A 15,605-nucleotide genomic window follows, 5' to 3' on the forward strand; every position below is an offset into this window, starting at 1 on the left:
GCCTACTCCTTGGAGATGCGCGGGCCGGCATTGCCGCCGCCTTCGATGCCCTGGGTCAGGGCCTTGAGAACCTTGGACCGCTCTCCGAACATCGAAACCGAGCCGTTGTTGAGCACCATGATCTTGTCGACAAAGTTCAGCAGGGCGGTGCGCTGGGTAATGGTCACCACCGTTATCCCCTCTTTCTTTGCGTGCAGAAGCGCTTTGGCCAGCGCCTGTTCACCCGGCGAATCGAGATTGGAATTGGGCTCATCGAGCACGACCAGCCGTGGCCCGCCATAAAAGGCACGGGCCAGGGCAATACGCTGCTTTTGCCCACCCGAAAGCGGCGCGCCGTCGGCAGCGACGACCGTTTCATAGCCCTGCGGCAGGGAGGCGATCATTTCGTGCACATCGGCGAGAACGGCAGCGGCATAGATGTCGGCATCGCTGGCATCGTCGCGCATGCGGGCGATATTGGCCTTGATGGTTCCGGGAAACAGCTGCACGTCCTGCGGCAGGTAGCCGATGTTCTCGCCAAACTGGCGCTCGTCCCAGTTGCGCAGATCCATCAGGTCCAGTCTCACGCTTCCCGAAGTGGGCAGGATCGAGCCAACCAGCATTTTTCCAAGCGTGGTCTTGCCGGCCCCCGAATTCCCGATGATGGCCATGGACTCGCCCGGTGCGAGGGAAAACGAGATGCCGTTAAGAATGACCTTCTTGGTGGGAGGGGGAACGTAAAGGATGCGTTCGCAATCGAGACGGCCCTGCGGGTGGGGCAGAAGAAGACGCTGGGTATTGAAGGGCGAGCTTTGCAGCAGCCCCCGGATCTTGCGGAACGAGCCGCGGAAATTGGTGAAATGATGCCAGCCCTCGATAGCCCCCTCGATGGGGGTCAGGGCACGCGCCGCGATGATCGAACCCGCAATCACCATGCCGCCCGTCATTTCCCCCAGAAGCGCCAGGTAGGCGCCCCAGCCGAGCATCGCCACCTGGGTGAGCATGCGGAAGGCCTTCGAGACCGTGGCAATCGTGATATTGCGGTCCTGTGCCCTGACCTGGGCGCGGAGCGACAATGCGGTATCGCGACCCCAGATCTTGACCGCTTCGGGGATCATGGCCAACGCATTGATAATCTGGGCATTGCGCGTCATGGAATCGAGGTGGAGCGTGGCGCGGCTCAGGAAACCGTTGGCATCTGCAAAATGCCGCGACGTCATCCTTTGGTTGATGGTTGCGAAAGCAAGCAGGGCCAGGCACGCGCCGACGACGATGAAACCGAGATGGGGATGGATAAGAAATACGGCCAGTATGAAGATGGGTGCCAGCGGCGCGTCGAGGATCGAGATGAGCGTTCCCGAGGTGATGAACGAGCGCATTTGCTGGAGATCACCCAGCACGTGATATTCCTTGCTGGTGCCGTTGAGGGATGCGCGTGCGGCGGCGCTGAGCACCGGTGCGCCAAGCTGAACTTCAATTTCGACTGCCGTTCGCATCAGGATGAAGCGCCGAACGGCGTCAAGAATGGCCTGGAGCACGACAGCGCCCACAACGACAATCGTCAGCATGATCAAGGTGTCGACCGAGCGGCTGGTCAGCACGCGGTCGGAGATCTGAAACAGGTAGATGGGTATTGCGAGAACAAGAATGTTGGTCGCGACGGTGAAGATCATCACGATGATCATGTTGTACCGGAACGCGTTCAGACCCCGCTGAAAGCTCTCGGCAAAATTGGGCATCGGAGCGCGTTTGTGAAATCCGGATTTGCCGCCGCCACCGCCGCCGCCTCCGCCGGGCGCTCCCGGGCCACCGCCACCACCCGATGTCTTTTGCGCCGGTACCCGTGCGCGCTCGGCGTCGAGCACCGGTGCCATTTCGGGGACTGATTTGGCGAATGGCTCCGTGGTGTCGGTCCGCCCGTCTTCGCGGGCCTTGGCCGTCTCGCGCTGATCGGGTTCCACAGTGTCGGAAGAAGGTTGTGGTGCCTCGCCCCGTGGCGCTGGTTTGTGCGGGGTTTCGGGTTTCGGCGTGGAAACCCGTTCAGCTGCAGCCTGCACCGTTGTCGTCTCGGCCGCTTCGCGCACGGGGCGGTCGCTCCCGGCATCGGCGACTTCGACTTTAGCGTGCTGGGTGGGAATGTTCCGAAAGGATTGAGCCGCGTCTGCAGCGTCCGACAGGAAGTTCCGCGCCGGCGCAAGCGGCCGGTTGCGGTGTGGCTCAAGCTGGGTGACGACTTTGGGCGCAGTCTCTGCCCGATCTGCCGAGTCCGAGATCCCCGGCTCGTCGGCTCGGGCCACAGCTGGACGCGGCGCCGCCGGGGGCACGGGTTCGGCGCGATCAGGGCGCAGGCGTGGTGCCTCAGCCAGTCCCGCAACGGAACGCGGCGCAGGACTGAAGGCCATGGCCTCAAGATCACCGACAGTCCTGTCGATCTCGGCCATCGCCCTGTCGATGGCACTTTCGTTACGGGATGTATGGCGGGACTTCTCGGCGGATTGCGGTGTATCCAGAACTGCGGACATGGCTGGGTCTTTCACTTCAAGCGAGTACGGAATCCATCACATCTGTGGTGGGGCCGAATTCGGGGGCGCCGATGGGGTCGATATCGGGGGTGCTGTTGGCGGGGGTGTCATCGTCAAGAAATGCGATGACTTCATTGGCAAGCGGTTCCTGGCCCGGACCGCTGGCGGGGCCAGCCTCCTCCACCAGGTTTGCCTGGATCAGCATTGCTTCCGAATAGCTTTGGCCCTCGACATACCAGGTCGCTCCATTGCTATCGTAATCGACGATACCGGCGACGTTGACCGCAGCGTTGCCGCCGGTTTCGACCGTCCAGTTCGCGCTCTTGTCGAGAGATTGGCTGTAAAACGCGAGTTGGTCGGCGTCCGAGATTACGTTGACCTGTTCGACATAATTGATGTCGAAGACATTGCCTTTGACGTACAGCACCTTGAGGTTGTCGTAGCCGGCAAAATTGGCATCGGAACCAAAGGCCCCGGGCATCGAATACACACCGGCATCGAGGTTATCCATGGCCTGGCTGTAGTGGCCCGGCATGGCGTTGGTCCATTCGGCCGGCCCGATATTTTCGATCGATGCCTGGTTCCACAGGAGGTTTTCACCGGTTGAAACAGTGCCCTGCTGGCCGGAGAGGGCGCTGAGCATCGAGACTGTGTCGTTGTCGTAAATTATGTTGGTCTGGCAGATGTAGTTGGCGTCATAAAGATTGCCTCCGATCAGTATCAGATCGTAGAACATCCCGAGATCGGAAAAGGCGACGCCATTGATCCCGGCATTGCCACCGGAGCTGACAGTCGTGGTCGTTCCTATTGCTGTAACAACGAGACTGTCATTGTCCGAGGTGAAATTGTACTGGTAGATCCAGTTGAAGAAGATGAGGTCTTCTTCAATGATCGACAATTGCCAATCGGTTGGCATCGCCTCGATATCTGCTTCGGCCTTTTCTGCCCCGGCATCCTTGGTCTGGCTCACAAAGCTGGCAACATTGACCGCCTTGGACGAGGTATCCGACAGGTGCGCCAGCGGGAAACCGTCGGCCACCGTATCCTCGTCCCGCAAGACATTGACCTGGACGATGACGTCCATTTCGTAGGCGTCGCCGGCAACCGCAGTGATTGTGCCCGACACGCCGGCATTGATAATGGTGGCCTGGTTGACCGAAAGATTGCCCCCAGCCTCGATCGTCATCACGGTGTCTTCCGTTTTGGCATCGATGATGATCGGATCCGAGGAGGCTTCTATGGGGTCATCGTTCTCCTGCCAGTTTGATGGCAGGTGATCGACAAGTTCGGGCGCCGCTTGCGTTTGTTGACCATCGGCCCAGGTCCCCGCAAGCGCGTCTCCCTCCGCCGTAGGCGATTGCACGTCTTGGGCAGCCTGCGTGCTGGCTTTGACCCAGGGCGCAATGCCGTCTGGATTCTTCTCCAGCTCGATAGACGTGAATGGGTATGTGACGGCATTTGCCATGGCCGTCAGCGCGCTGATCTCAGCGCCCGACTTGATGGGCGTAGAAATGGGGCCGTCATAATCGCCGATAACGACGACGTCGTTATCGAAAAGGAACTTGTGCTGCTGGGCAACGAACACCACTGAAGGCGGAGCTGGCGCCAAATTGGGGCCGGCATCCAAATTGGGCGGCCTCGTTCCGATATGGGTGGGATCCGGCGTCCAGGGCGGAAGGAGAGGAATATCGATTATGGGCGGGTCGAACCGGAACTGGCGAACGTCAAATATCGCGCCATTGGCGTCATAGCGAGGCGTGTATTCGGTTTCCGGCACGAAATCGACCGGCACATCGGGGGCCGCGAATGGGGACGGTTCGGGGGAGACAAGCAGACTTTCAGGAGGCAGGGGCGCATCATGGGAGAAGCGCTCATATTCCTGGCGCAGGCGCATCTCTTCAATCGCCACGTCAAAATGACCGATGAAGTGAGCTATCGTTTCGCTGAGATAATCTCCGTTGGAAAACATCGCCGCTCCCTTCCCTTACGACCGCATAACAAGCGGGAGTAGCCCCGCGCGCCGGGCGCGCGGGACTGAACGTGTGCGGTAGATCAGAAGCTGTCGCCGCTTGTAGTGGTGGTATCGTTGTTGTCGGCCGAGCCACCAACAATCGAGACATCCACGGCATTCTGCTGCAGGTTCGAACCGAGAACGATGTCCATGTTGAACGCAGAGCCGCTCAACTGGGCACTGGCATCGGCGATCGAAACATCGGGGCCGTCGCCGCCGAACGGATCGTCAACATCGTCCCAGGCAACCTGGGCCGCAATGCCACCGTCGGCCTTCATCTCGAAGCCGCCACCATTGTTCTGGGTGACGTTGTGGAGTGAATCGTTGTCGACGATGTCGGCAACCTGATTGATGGCGAAGCCGATGCCGTCTCCATCACCGAATGCGTCGTTGAAGACGTCCTCGAAATTGACCGAGATCTCCCCGAAGCTCTCGCTATCGTCGTTGAAGGCGTTGTCGTAGGACTTGAATGCGTCCTCGATCTTGACGTCAACGTCGGTATCGGTGGTCTCGGTGTTGTAGGAATCCTCGGTCTTGATATCGGTGTCGATATCAGTGTTGAACGAGTCCTCGGTCTTGGTGTTCACCGAGCTGTCGTTGTTGGAGTGGTGATCGGAGTTGTCGTTGAACGAATCTTCGATCTTCACGTCCGTATCGGTGTTATACGAGTCATCGATATCGGTTTCGGTCTTGACGTCAGTTTCGGTCTTGGTCGAGCTGTCGTTACCGACGTTGTTCATCGCAACGTTGGTCGTGTCGTCATCGCTCTTGTTGAACGAGTCTTCGGCAGTCTTTTCGACAGCGAAATTGGACGTCGAATTGTAGGTCCGTTCGTTGAACGAATCCTCGATCTTCACGTCCGTGTCGATATCGGTGTCATTGTCATTGTCGATATCGGTTTCGTTCTTGGTGTTGGTTTCGTTGAACGAATCCTCGACCTTCACATCCGTATCGATATCGGTGTCGATATCGGTGTCCGTCTTGTTCGACGTCTCATTGAACGAGTCGTCGACTTTGACGTCCGTATCGTACTCCGTTTCAGTTTTCGTCGAACTGTCGTTGTTGGAGTTGTGGTCGGAGTTGTCGTTGAACGAGTCCTCCAGCTTCACATCGGTATCGTACTCCGTCTCCGTCTTGGTCGACGTATCATTGTGAGAATTGTTGTCGGAGTTGTTGTTGAAGGAATCCTCGGTCTTCACATCGGTGTCGATGTCGGTATCGGTCTTGTAGTCGTTGAACGACTCATCGACCTTCACGTCGACGTTATATTCTTCGTCAGACATTGTAGCTCTCCATCGATTTGCCGGCGGTTCGGAGAGCCTCTCTCATTTCAAACGAGGCCAGTTTCCGTGCCGCCTGATTAACGTCTCGCCTGGTCAGAAAACCGAGCGGACGGAGATCGAGGATGCCGAGAGTATGCTCGAACGGTAAGACGACAATTGGAGCTAATGAGGATGAGGTCTGCAGCTCGGCACCATAGGAAATCTGGCCCGATTGACTAGTTCCACCCGCTGGGAGCAGGCACCACCCTCCCCCAAACGGTCTAGTCGATCGCCGATAGCGCACAGCCGATTAGTCCGAAAGCAGGACTTTCATTTCCGATGTGGAAAAAAGAATTAGTCGAACGGTCAGTCACGACCCACACATTACTCTCCCACGAGAGCTGGTGAGATCACGAAACTATGATCAAGGCGCCGAACCAAGACAGGGCCAAGGTCTCCAAATTCCGCATGGAAACCGTATCCCATTGATATACCAGTGGTACTTCGCCTCCCCCAATTGGCTGCAAGAATTGGCTCGGGATAAACTACGGCAGCAACGCTCACTATTTGAGTCACGCTTGAGTCACGCCCTGCCTGTTAACATATTCTTAAGAACTAGGGCAGTCGGCTAGTGCCGATGGCGCAAGAGTTCAGTATCAGGGGAGCGCTGTTATGATGAGAGGATTTCTGGATGTCTTTGGGGGGCGCGAGAGCCACCATTCCAGCGACGAGCCATTCAAGATCGTAATCAATGCGCATGGCGGCGCGTTGTTTGAAGGGCTTGCTCAGCTTCTGGAAGAACACATTGTCAACGCCGCCGTCTTCATATGCGAGGACCTGAAAAAGGTCGGTTCGCCCGATCCGCTGGTGAGATTGTTGCTGGTCCACGCCTCCGACAAAGACACAGTGTCGGGTCAGCTGGAAATGTACCGGACGCTATTTCCCGAGGCCGATGTGGCCATACTGGGGGATTCCGATGCCGAAGAACTCGATTGGAAGACGCTCGGTGAGACATCGGAGGTGCAAGGCTACCTGCCCCTCGATCTCAAACTGCCGGTTTTCCTTGCGGCGGTTTCGCTGGTTCTGAGCGGGGGCCAGTTCTTTCCCGTGCGATCGTTCAAGAACCACGCGGTCTTGTTCAAAAAGGACGTCACCGAACGCCGGAATCTGCCGGACAGGCAGGATGCGTCCCATAACGTCACGGAAACCAGGACCAATCAGCCCGAGCTTCGTGACCTGACCTCGCGTGAACACCAGATCCTGATGCTGTTGGCTCAGGGCCTGCAGAACAAGCTGATCGCCGATCGGATGCAACTGTCAGAGCATACGGTCAAGGCCCACGTTCACAACCTGATGGGAAAGCTTAAAGTCACTAACCGCACCCAGGCTGCGGCAGCTTTCCATGGTTTGGGCGCTCATACGAACTCTGGCGGCCAGAACCTGTCCATGCGTTAGCGAGAAGTGGATTGAACAAATGCCACGTCGGACCGAGCCGTTGCTGCTGCTGATCGGCAAGCTGGTTTATACTTGGAGCAACACCGAAAGCCTGCTCATTGACGTCATGGAACTTCTTATGGGCGTGGACAAGAAAGTGGCGATCGTCACCTATCTCACGCTCAACACCACGCGCGCCAGGCTCGATCTGATCGAACGGCTGTCAAAACTGGAGCACGTGCCACAGGCCACGCGCGACGAGGTGTTTTCCGTCGTGGCGACGATGAAGGCGGCTTCAAAGGTCCGCAACAAATACAGTCACAGCATCTTTTCTTTCGATGAAAGTGGCGACATGGACCGGACGGAACTGCTGCGCATTGCCGATTTCGGCCCGACGCTGCGGTATGGCAAGGTCGAGCCTATCGACGAGCAGGAGCTCCAGCGGCTCTCGGATGCAATACAGATGCTGGTCGCCACCAACCGGGAAATTCACGCGTTTTTAGCGGCGCAACCGCGCGCCCTGCCGCGGTCTGCCTGACGTTTCTTATTATATTGACTTAAGTCAAAAGATGGCGAGCGACGGGGCATAAGATGTCCATGTTGATCGGCGGATACCTTGTGCGTCGTGATCGATAAATCGCCCAGCATTTCAAACTGCTGGCTCTGATCCATTTCGACCTGCAAGAGTATTCGGGTGTAGTTACTGGCATGGGTGGAAGTCGTATATTTGTTGGCACACTCGGAACCTGCGTCCTGCGCGTGGACGGCAGGGTTGTTCCGGGTGTGCCGACCATCTTCCACAAGATTGCAAGCTACCTTCTGATCTCGGGGGAAAACGGTTCCATCTCCCGCCAGCGGCTGCGGGACGTGCTGTGGTCACAGACCGACGATCCTGAACGCGCCTCGGCGAATCTACGCCGCTCGCTGGCCAGGATAAGGGCACTGCAAAAGTTGGCGGATTTTTCGCTGATCGGCTCCAATTTCTCCTCGGTGTATCTGATCGATGATCCCCAGGTCACCTGGGATCTCAGGGACCTGCTTGTCGCGCTTGCCGACAAGCAGTCCGAAATCGGTCCTGGCGTTTATCCCGGTGACTTGCTTTCCAACATCAAGGATGGCGGACCGGAGTTTGAAGACTGGCTGAGCGAGCAGCGCAGCCGGTTGCGCAACCGATTTGCCGAAAGGCTGACCGACGGCATGGCCGATGCCAAATGGGCGCAAAAAAGCTCTTCGGAGCGCAAAATGTTTGCCCAATATCTGCTTGCGGTCGATCCCTGCAACGAGCAGGCGTATCGGTTGCTGATGCTTGAGGCGGCCGCGAACCACAACATTGCCCGGTTGAGGGAGATTTTCGTCCAGTGCGAAGCTGAGTTTCGCCGCGAACTGGGCCTTCCCGTCTCATCGGAAACGCGCGATCTTTACCGTGGGCTGATGCGCGGTCTGACCGGCGGTTAGAAGGCGTGGCGCGTCACGGGGATGGGCTCGATCTGCGCGAAACGCACGGGTTCGAGCCGCTCGACCGGCGCCGGGCGTGGTTCAAATCCCGCCTTGCCGGCCAGCGCCGCGTGCAGCGCGAAGGGCGGCAGCAGGAAGACGAAAAGGAACGCCCAAAGAGGGTAGCGCATGGCGCGGGTTCTCCAAACTTCATCGAACGCGATGAAGCCGGGCCACTATGGGCCCATCCGAACCAACGGGCGTTTTAGGAAGTCGGTTGCATTTTATCTTGTGTTACAGCCGGTGGCGGCAGCATCAGCGGCGCCTCGCGCGGCGCGGTCTGGCCGAAGGCTATCGAAAGCACGGATTCGAGCGTCAGGTAGGACCGCACCAGCCGGAATGCTATGTATTCGGGTAGCCCGACAAGGGCCCCTATCCGGCCGTTGGCCAGCGCCGCAAACGCCGCCATGAGTGCTGGCGCGCCCAGAACCACGGCAATAACCGCCTGGATGGTCAGTGGGCTTTGCGGATTGAAGCGCGCGAAATAATAAAGCACGCCAAAGATCACCAATGGCACCGTCATGGCCCGCCGGCCCGAATTGAGCAGCATGAAGGGCAGGATGATCTTGCCGCGCACCGAAGGCATCCAGCCGTCCAGATAGTCGCGGTTGCGCGATGAGACGTGATAGACCGAGCGGAACCAGCGCATGCGCTGCTCGCGCAGATGCTTCCAGCTTGCCGGAACCTCGGACACATAGGTGACCGTCGGATCGCCGACCACGCGAAAGCCCATCTCGCCGATACGCAGCGACATGTCGGTGTCTTCCCCGTTCATCCCGCCGGTAAAGCCCCCGGCGTCGCGCACCGCCTGTGTGCGATAGATGGCGAGCATGCCGGGCACGCCGACGATGGCGTCAACCGCGCCATAGGCCACCTGATAATAACCGTGCTTGAGCAGCGTCTCGAGGTTTCGGGCCCTGTCGAATTTCCCCGTGCCCGGAGCAATCGGCAATCCCCCAACCACACCGACATCGCCGCGCCAGAAATGGCGCACGGCCCGCCGGACAGACGCGGGAGAAACCTGGGTGTCGGCATCGATGCGAATGACGATTTCCGTCGTGGTCCGGGCGATACCGGAATTGAGGGCGTTCGACTTTCCCGGTATCGGCACGTCGACGACCTGCCCGCGCAGGTGTGGCATCTCCGCAAAGGCCCGTGCCGCCGTATGGGCCGTGCCGTCGGTCGAACAATTGTCCAGCACCAGCACGTGCACCTCCCCGCCATACTGGGCGGAGGCCCTTTCGAGCGCGGCCAGCGTGCGCGGCAGGATGTGGGCTTCGTTATGGGCCGGGATGATGACAGTCACCGGCGGGCAATATCCTGGCTTGCGCCGCAGCAGGGCACGGATGGTCCCGAGCACATAGAGCAGGAAAAACAGGACCGGCAGAAAAAGGAACACCCCCGGCCCCGTGCCGCCGAGCAGCGCGACGGACCGCAAATCGCCCACCAGCGGCAGATCGAGCGTGTCGATCCACAGCGACACCGCAATGCCAGCACCAACGGCCAGCACGATCAGAACAAACGCGATCGCCTTGAAGCGCGGGCTGAACGGGGCGAACGCCGCCCGGCGAGGCATCGTCCCCTGGTCGAGCAAGCGGATCGAAAAGACATAAAAACCGAACAGCCCGGAGAGAATTTCCACCACATGGATCGAATAGACAAAGCCGGTCAGCCGGTAGGCCATGATGTTGATGAGATCAAACGCGGCGCAGACGACGACATAATAGAGTGTGACTTCGAGGAAAAAGCGCAATCGCTGGGGTGCCCCGGCGCCCACCACAGCCGAAAAGGCGACAAAGAACGAGACGATGAAAATGCGCAGCGGGATCGAATGAACGCCCAGATAGGGCGAAAACACGACGTCGCCATTGGGGAACATCGCAGCCAAGGGCTCGGCGTTGACAACCGCGAGCAATGCGGCGGCCACCGCCGTAAAGATCAGGAGTAGGGATGGCGCCGCCCAGACCGAAAGCGGTCGCGTCAGCTTTGCCGGGGCGCTGTCCACCGACCAATAGTCGTGATCCTTTGGCGCGCGCTGCAGCATGGTCAGCGGTCGATCAGCATGACCGCGGCGTCGTCATCGAGATTCTCGATCAGCGCAGCGGCGCGCGGATCGGCGATGGCGATCAGGGCCGGGTCTTTGTCCTCATTGGGTATCACCAGCCAGATCGATTGCGCACCGTCCCCGAATTCACCGGCAAGACGCAGCGCCGATTTGAGCGCTCCTGCTGTGGTCATTTCAAGCCTTGTTACGGCTGTTTCCGCGCCGGGACCGAACGCCACGCTGGTCTGGGCGGGCAGAAAAGATCCCAGCAGGGCCGCAGCGGTACGGGCCTGGCCGCGCGACAGGGGCGTGGCGACCTTGAGCTCGATGGTTTGATCGGCGGCCAGCGCGCGCACCATTTCGGGCCAGCCGCCGGTTGGCTGGACAACCTGCGGTATCAGCCGGGAGGTCGGCAACAATTGTGCCTGCGCGTCGGGGCCGACTCGACAGATGGACTCATTGGGGCTGGTGTCGATCAACTCGACAAGAATGGCGTTGGACAGCGTCTGGATATCGGAGGGCAATGTCACATCGAGAGAAATCGTGTCCCCCTGCCCGTCGAACCGTCCGGTTTCAAGCAGATTGCCGTTGAGCGAGACACGGACCACCCAGTCATTGCCCGGCGCGAGTGTAGAGGTCTTGAGATCGATGACGAAACGGCGCGGCATCAATCCGCCGGGAAGATCGGCGAGGGCGTAGGGAACGGTCCATCGCCGCGAGCCCCGGAAGTTCTTGATCAGCGTTTCCGCCGAAAGCTTATCGACCGTCACCGGCCAGGCATCGGGCTCAGGCTGCAGAGCGGCCGACATCCGGGCGGCCAGCAAGGCATCGATCCCCGCTTTCCCCCAAACCGCAATCCGGCCTCCCGAATCCAGCGTCAGGGCCGATCCTGCGGTTTGCGCCATGACGAGGTCGGGCACCGCGTCATCGGCGGCAAACCACACCTCCATGCCCTTGCGGGCAAGATCCTGCCGGGCCCATATGGCCAGGGCCTGCGTGTCGGCATCGGTTCCCAGTGCCAGCCACGCGGGATCGGACATCGTGGCAATGCGCACGGCGCGGGTATCGACCGGGTCGTCGGTGAACAGCGCCAGCCCGCTATCGGCGCTCAGGGTGATCGCGGCGCCGGAATTGGCGGCATCGACCGGGCACACCTGGCCGCCGCTTGTCGTGCCGCGGCCATCGAGCGTCACGATAAGGGCATTGGACAGCAGATCGCTCTCGCGCAGCGCGATCTCGACTTCGTGGCGAGACTGGCCGGGATCGAGCACGATTTCGCCACGGCGCACACCGTCGACGCTGATCGTGACGCGCCCGTCCCCGTCAGCCCCCAATTGCGCATCGAGCGCGAGCCTGAGCGTACCGGATTTGAAATTGACGCCCGAGGGCAAGGCAAAGCGGATTTCGGTGGAATCGGGAAAGCCCGCCAGCCCAATCCATTGATCGGCCATGGGGCGCGAAATCCAGATTTCGGTGCCACTCCCATTATCGGCCCGAGCGGGTTCGGCCGCGGGAAATTCCAGCCGCGGCAATGCGGATGTGTCCACCGCCGAGGTCAATCGCGCCAGCACCTCGCTATCGCGGGTGTAAGCAATGGCCACCCCCACGATAACGAAGCTCAGGACCGCTATGAACAGCAGTCGCAGCAAGTCCTTCATTGCAGTGCGCGTCGAGGAGGCTCAAGGGGGGAGAAATCGGGCGCATTCTCGTTGGACCAAATCGCTGTTGCCGGAACAGTGCTGAGATTGGCCCGATCAATGAACCGCGCGGCAATGTCCACCGTCTCGCTCATCAGGGCATCGGTGAGCAGGATCGGCTCGAGACCGAGAGTCTTCAACGTCGCGTTCGAGACGGCCAGTTCGTTTTCGGCCGCTTCCTTGCGCGGGTTGTCCACATATTCGATGTGCGCGCCGGTCAGTTCGGAAACCAGCTCGGCCAGATCACGCACGCGGCGGGTCTCGGCCACCTGGTTGATGATGCGGACCGGATCGCCGGCAGCCGGCGGATTGTCCAGCGCCAGGGCGACACAGCGCACGGTATCCTGAATGTGGATGAAGGCGCGGGTTTGCCCGCCCGTCCCGTGAACCGTCAACGGATGACCGGCGGCGGCCTGCATGAGGAACCGGTTGAGCACGGTGCCGTAATCACCGTCATAGTCGAAGCGGTTGATCAGCGCCGGATCGCGCCGGGTTTCCTCGGTCTGGGTGCCCCATACGATGCCCTGATGCAGGTCGGTGATCCGCAGACGGTCATTGCGGGCATAGAACTGAAACATCAGCTGATCCATGGATTTGGTCAGGTGATAGATGGATCCGGGCTTGGTCGGATGGAGGATCGAGCGCGCAAGATTGGCGCCGCCGGGCCCTTCGACACGAACCTGAAGATAGCCCTCGGGGATTTCCAGCCCGTCGCTCTCATAGCCATAAACGCCCATGGTCCCGAGATGAACCAGATGCGCATCGAGCTTGAGTTCGGCCAGCGCGGCAAGAACGTGGTGGGTGCCGCCGATATTGTTGTCGACCGTATAGATCTTGTGGGCGGCATCGCGCATCGAATAGGGCGCGGCGCGCTGTTCGGCGAAATGAACGATGGCATCGGGCTTGACCGACGCCAACAGGCGCCGCAATTCGGAATAGTCCCGGGCTATATCGAGTTCGACGATATCGATGTCGCGCCCGCTGACCTCTTTCCAGGTGTTTAGGCGCTCGTCGATTGACGTGATCGGCGTCAGGCTGGGGGCATCGAGTTCCTGGGCAATCCGGCGCCGCACGAAATTGTCGACGATGACAACTTCATATCCGAGTGCTGAAAGATGAAGCGAAGTCGGCCAGCCACAAAAGCCGTCGCCACCGAGAACAAGAACCGTTTTAGACATAGAATAGGCCTTCCTTCGCAAAGCCTAAGGCTCGGCGAATTGAAAATTCGTCTGACGGTTTCGGCTGTCCCCCAAGACTATTGGCATGCCGCCAACGTACGCACTTCTACGAAAACCTGTCCCGTTGATACCCCTTACGCGAATTAACTCAAGTTGGGATTTTGTGAACGGTACGTTCTTGTAGCCAGTCAAATCGGCCAAAGTCCGTCAGAAAAAAGGCGCCGCCCGAGGGCAGCGCCTTATTTTTACACCTGATTTCCGTCCGGTCAGCGCCCCGGCACCGGCTCGGCGCCCATGGGCTGGGCGGGCGGGCGGCGGATGAAGAACGCCGCCACGATCGCAAACATCGAGATGATCGCCCCGCACAGGAACGCAAGCTGGATGCCCTGCGACATGGCCGGAATCGCCTCCACGCCATCGGCTGCCAGGTCAGCGGCCCGCAATGTCATCAGCGAGACGAACAAGGCGATGCCCGCTGCACCGGCGACCTGCTGGATCGTCCCGATCACCGCGCTGCCGTGCGAATAGAGGTGCCGTGGCAGCGAGCCCAGGCTCGAGGTGAACAGCGGCGTAAACATCAGAGCCAGCCCAAGGCTGAGGACAATGTGCAGCCCGAGGATGAAATAGATCGAGGTGAACTGGTTCAACGTCGTCATGCCCCACAGGACCGCGCTGACAAGGATGGTCCCCGGCACGAGCAGCACTGTGGGTCCGAACTTGTCGAACAGCCTTCCAACGAACGGCGCCATCAGCCCCATGACCAGCCCGCCGGGCAGCAGGGTCAGCCCGGTCTGGGATGCGTCGAGCCCCAGAACGTTCTGCATGTAGATCGGCAGCAGAATGAGCGATCCGAACATGGCCATCATGGAAATCGCCATCATGACGACACTGACCGCGAACACCGGCGTGCCAAAGGTGCGCAGGTCGAGCAGTGCCGCGTCGCGTTTCTGGAGCGCGAACTGGCGCGTGATGAACAGGCCGAGCCCGATCACGCCGACAACCACCGGCACCCAAAGAGGGAAGACGGACGTGCCGCCGCCATGGGAAGCCTCACCGCCCAGGCTGCTCAGACCATAAACCAGCCCGCCAAAACCCAGCGCCGAAAGGACAACCGACAAGATATCGAGCGGCGCCTTGGAGGGCGTCGTGACGTTGACGATCTTGGCGGCACCAAGCGCCAGCGCGGCAAGCGCGATGGGCAGGACCAGATAGAACATCCAGCGCCATTCGAGGTGCTCGAGAATGAAACCGCCAATGGTCGGTCCCAGCGCCGGCGCCACCGAAATGACAATCGAGATGTTGCCCATGGTCCGCCCGCGCGATTCGGGCGGCACGAGGTTCATGATGGTCGTCATGAGCAAGGGCATCATGATTGCGGTCCCGCAGGCCTGAATGATGCGCCCCACCAGCAGCACCTCAAAGCCCGGTGCCAGGCCCGATAGCAGCGTGCCGGCGCTGAACGCGGACATGGCCAGGATAAAGACCGGGCGCGTGTTGAGCCTTTGCAGCAGATAGCCGGTGATGGGAATGACCACCGCCATGGTCAGCATGAAGGCCGAGGTCAGCCATTGCGCCGCGCTGGCGCTGATGGTGAGGTCTTCCATCAGGTGCGGAATGGCCACGCTCATGATGGTCTCGTTGAGAATCACCACAAAGGCCGAAACCAGCAGCAGGCCAATGACCAGCCTGTTGCGGGCCGTGTTATCGGTTTCGCCCAAAGGCGTTTGGGGCGCGGACGCGCCGTTCACATCTGTCGGTGACATTGGATATCTCTTGATCTGGCGGCCCGCCGCTCCAGCGCGCACGCAAATTTGACTGTGCTGAATCTGCCTGTTGAAATCGAAAGTCAAGCCATCGAGTTCAACCCTCTTATTGCTGTCGTCGATGACGGGCGAAAAACACTTGCCCTTACCCCCGTATCGGCTTTCACTGAACGGGCTGACCCACAGGGCAGCCACAATGCCAGCGAAGGGCCGCGCCGCCG

The 15,605-nt window shown here is 59.9% G+C and carries 11 protein-coding genes; 3 read left to right on the plus strand and 8 right to left on the minus strand.

The window, feature by feature from the left end:
* Positions 1–2 precede the first annotated feature (2 nt).
* The 3 genes from OF122_RS14220 to OF122_RS14230 form a co-directional block, all read right to left on the minus strand.
* Positions 3–2,501, minus strand: coding sequence for a type I secretion system permease/ATPase (locus tag OF122_RS14220; protein ID WP_264224849.1), 2,499 nt, complete (start codon positions 2,499–2,501; stop codon positions 3–5).
* A 16-nt stretch (positions 2,502–2,517) separates the two neighbouring features.
* Positions 2,518–4,470, minus strand: a complete 1,953-nt coding sequence (locus tag OF122_RS14225) for a hypothetical protein (protein WP_264224850.1) — start codon at positions 4,468–4,470, stop codon at positions 2,518–2,520.
* Positions 4,471–4,553: 83 nt separating this feature from the next.
* Positions 4,554–5,795 (minus strand): hypothetical protein, encoded by a 1,242-nt coding sequence (locus tag OF122_RS14230; protein ID WP_264224851.1) that lies wholly within the window; start codon positions 5,793–5,795, stop codon positions 4,554–4,556.
* 654 nt (positions 5,796–6,449) lie between these two features.
* Between OF122_RS14230 and OF122_RS14235 the strand changes: the two genes are divergently transcribed.
* From OF122_RS14235 to OF122_RS14245, 3 genes are all read left to right on the plus strand, one after another.
* Entirely contained in the window at positions 6,450–7,229 is a 780-nt protein-coding gene (locus tag OF122_RS14235; protein ID WP_264224852.1) for a helix-turn-helix transcriptional regulator, read from the plus strand.
* A gap of 19 nt (positions 7,230–7,248) precedes the next feature.
* A complete protein-coding gene (locus tag OF122_RS14240) occupies positions 7,249–7,746 on the plus strand; it encodes a hypothetical protein (RefSeq protein WP_264224853.1) in 498 nt (165 codons plus the stop codon).
* A 170-nt stretch (positions 7,747–7,916) separates the two neighbouring features.
* Positions 7,917–8,663: an AfsR/SARP family transcriptional regulator gene (locus OF122_RS14245; protein ID WP_264224854.1), complete on the plus strand. Its 747-nt coding sequence runs from the start codon at positions 7,917–7,919 to the stop codon at positions 8,661–8,663.
* Here OF122_RS14245 and OF122_RS14250 read toward each other — a convergent pair.
* The 5 genes from OF122_RS14250 to OF122_RS14270 form a co-directional block, all read right to left on the minus strand.
* Positions 8,660–8,833 (minus strand): hypothetical protein, encoded by a 174-nt coding sequence (locus OF122_RS14250; protein ID WP_264224855.1) that lies wholly within the window; start codon positions 8,831–8,833, stop codon positions 8,660–8,662. The genes OF122_RS14245 and OF122_RS14250 overlap by 4 nt on opposite strands.
* Positions 8,834–8,907: 74 nt before the next feature.
* Positions 8,908–10,746: a glycosyltransferase gene (locus tag OF122_RS14255; protein WP_264224856.1), complete on the minus strand. Its 1,839-nt coding sequence runs from the start codon at positions 10,744–10,746 to the stop codon at positions 8,908–8,910.
* Positions 10,747–10,748: 2 nt separating this feature from the next.
* The gene (locus tag OF122_RS14260) at positions 10,749–12,404 is read right to left on the minus strand and encodes a hypothetical protein (protein WP_264224857.1); all 1,656 of its coding nucleotides are present in this window, start codon (positions 12,402–12,404) and stop codon (positions 10,749–10,751) included.
* Positions 12,401–13,621, minus strand: a complete 1,221-nt coding sequence (locus tag OF122_RS14265) for an NAD-dependent epimerase/dehydratase family protein (protein WP_264224858.1) — start codon at positions 13,619–13,621, stop codon at positions 12,401–12,403. Before OF122_RS14265 ends, OF122_RS14260 begins: the two co-directional genes overlap by 4 nt.
* A gap of 266 nt (positions 13,622–13,887) precedes the next feature.
* Positions 13,888–15,384 carry an MDR family MFS transporter gene (locus tag OF122_RS14270; RefSeq protein WP_264224859.1) on the minus strand — a complete coding sequence of 499 codons (1,497 nt, stop codon included), beginning with the start codon at positions 15,382–15,384 and terminating at the stop codon, positions 13,888–13,890.
* Positions 15,385–15,605 lie beyond the last annotated feature (221 nt).

Origin of the sequence: Pelagibacterium flavum, from assembly GCF_025854335.1 — a bacterium.
Lineage (GTDB): Bacteria > Pseudomonadota > Alphaproteobacteria > Rhizobiales > Devosiaceae > Pelagibacterium > Pelagibacterium flavum.

Coding starts and splice junctions, on each gene's coding strand:
- OF122_RS14220 (WP_264224849.1), bottom strand. CDS start 2,501: ATGTCCGCAGTTCTGGATACACCGCAATCCGCCGAGAAGTCCCGCCAT.
- OF122_RS14225 (WP_264224850.1), bottom strand. CDS start 4,470: ATGTTTTCCAACGGAGATTATCTCAGCGAAACGATAGCTCACTTCATC.
- OF122_RS14230 (WP_264224851.1), bottom strand. CDS start 5,795: ATGTCTGACGAAGAATATAACGTCGACGTGAAGGTCGATGAGTCGTTC.
- OF122_RS14235 (WP_264224852.1), top strand. CDS start 6,450: ATGAGAGGATTTCTGGATGTCTTTGGGGGGCGCGAGAGCCACCATTCC.
- OF122_RS14240 (WP_264224853.1), top strand. CDS start 7,249: ATGCCACGTCGGACCGAGCCGTTGCTGCTGCTGATCGGCAAGCTGGTT.
- OF122_RS14245 (WP_264224854.1), top strand. CDS start 7,917: ATGGGTGGAAGTCGTATATTTGTTGGCACACTCGGAACCTGCGTCCTG.
- OF122_RS14250 (WP_264224855.1), bottom strand. CDS start 8,833: ATGCGCTACCCTCTTTGGGCGTTCCTTTTCGTCTTCCTGCTGCCGCCC.
- OF122_RS14255 (WP_264224856.1), bottom strand. CDS start 10,746: ATGCTGCAGCGCGCGCCAAAGGATCACGACTATTGGTCGGTGGACAGC.
- OF122_RS14260 (WP_264224857.1), bottom strand. CDS start 12,404: ATGAAGGACTTGCTGCGACTGCTGTTCATAGCGGTCCTGAGCTTCGTT.
- OF122_RS14265 (WP_264224858.1), bottom strand. CDS start 13,621: ATGTCTAAAACGGTTCTTGTTCTCGGTGGCGACGGCTTTTGTGGCTGG.
- OF122_RS14270 (WP_264224859.1), bottom strand. CDS start 15,384: ATGTCACCGACAGATGTGAACGGCGCGTCCGCGCCCCAAACGCCTTTG.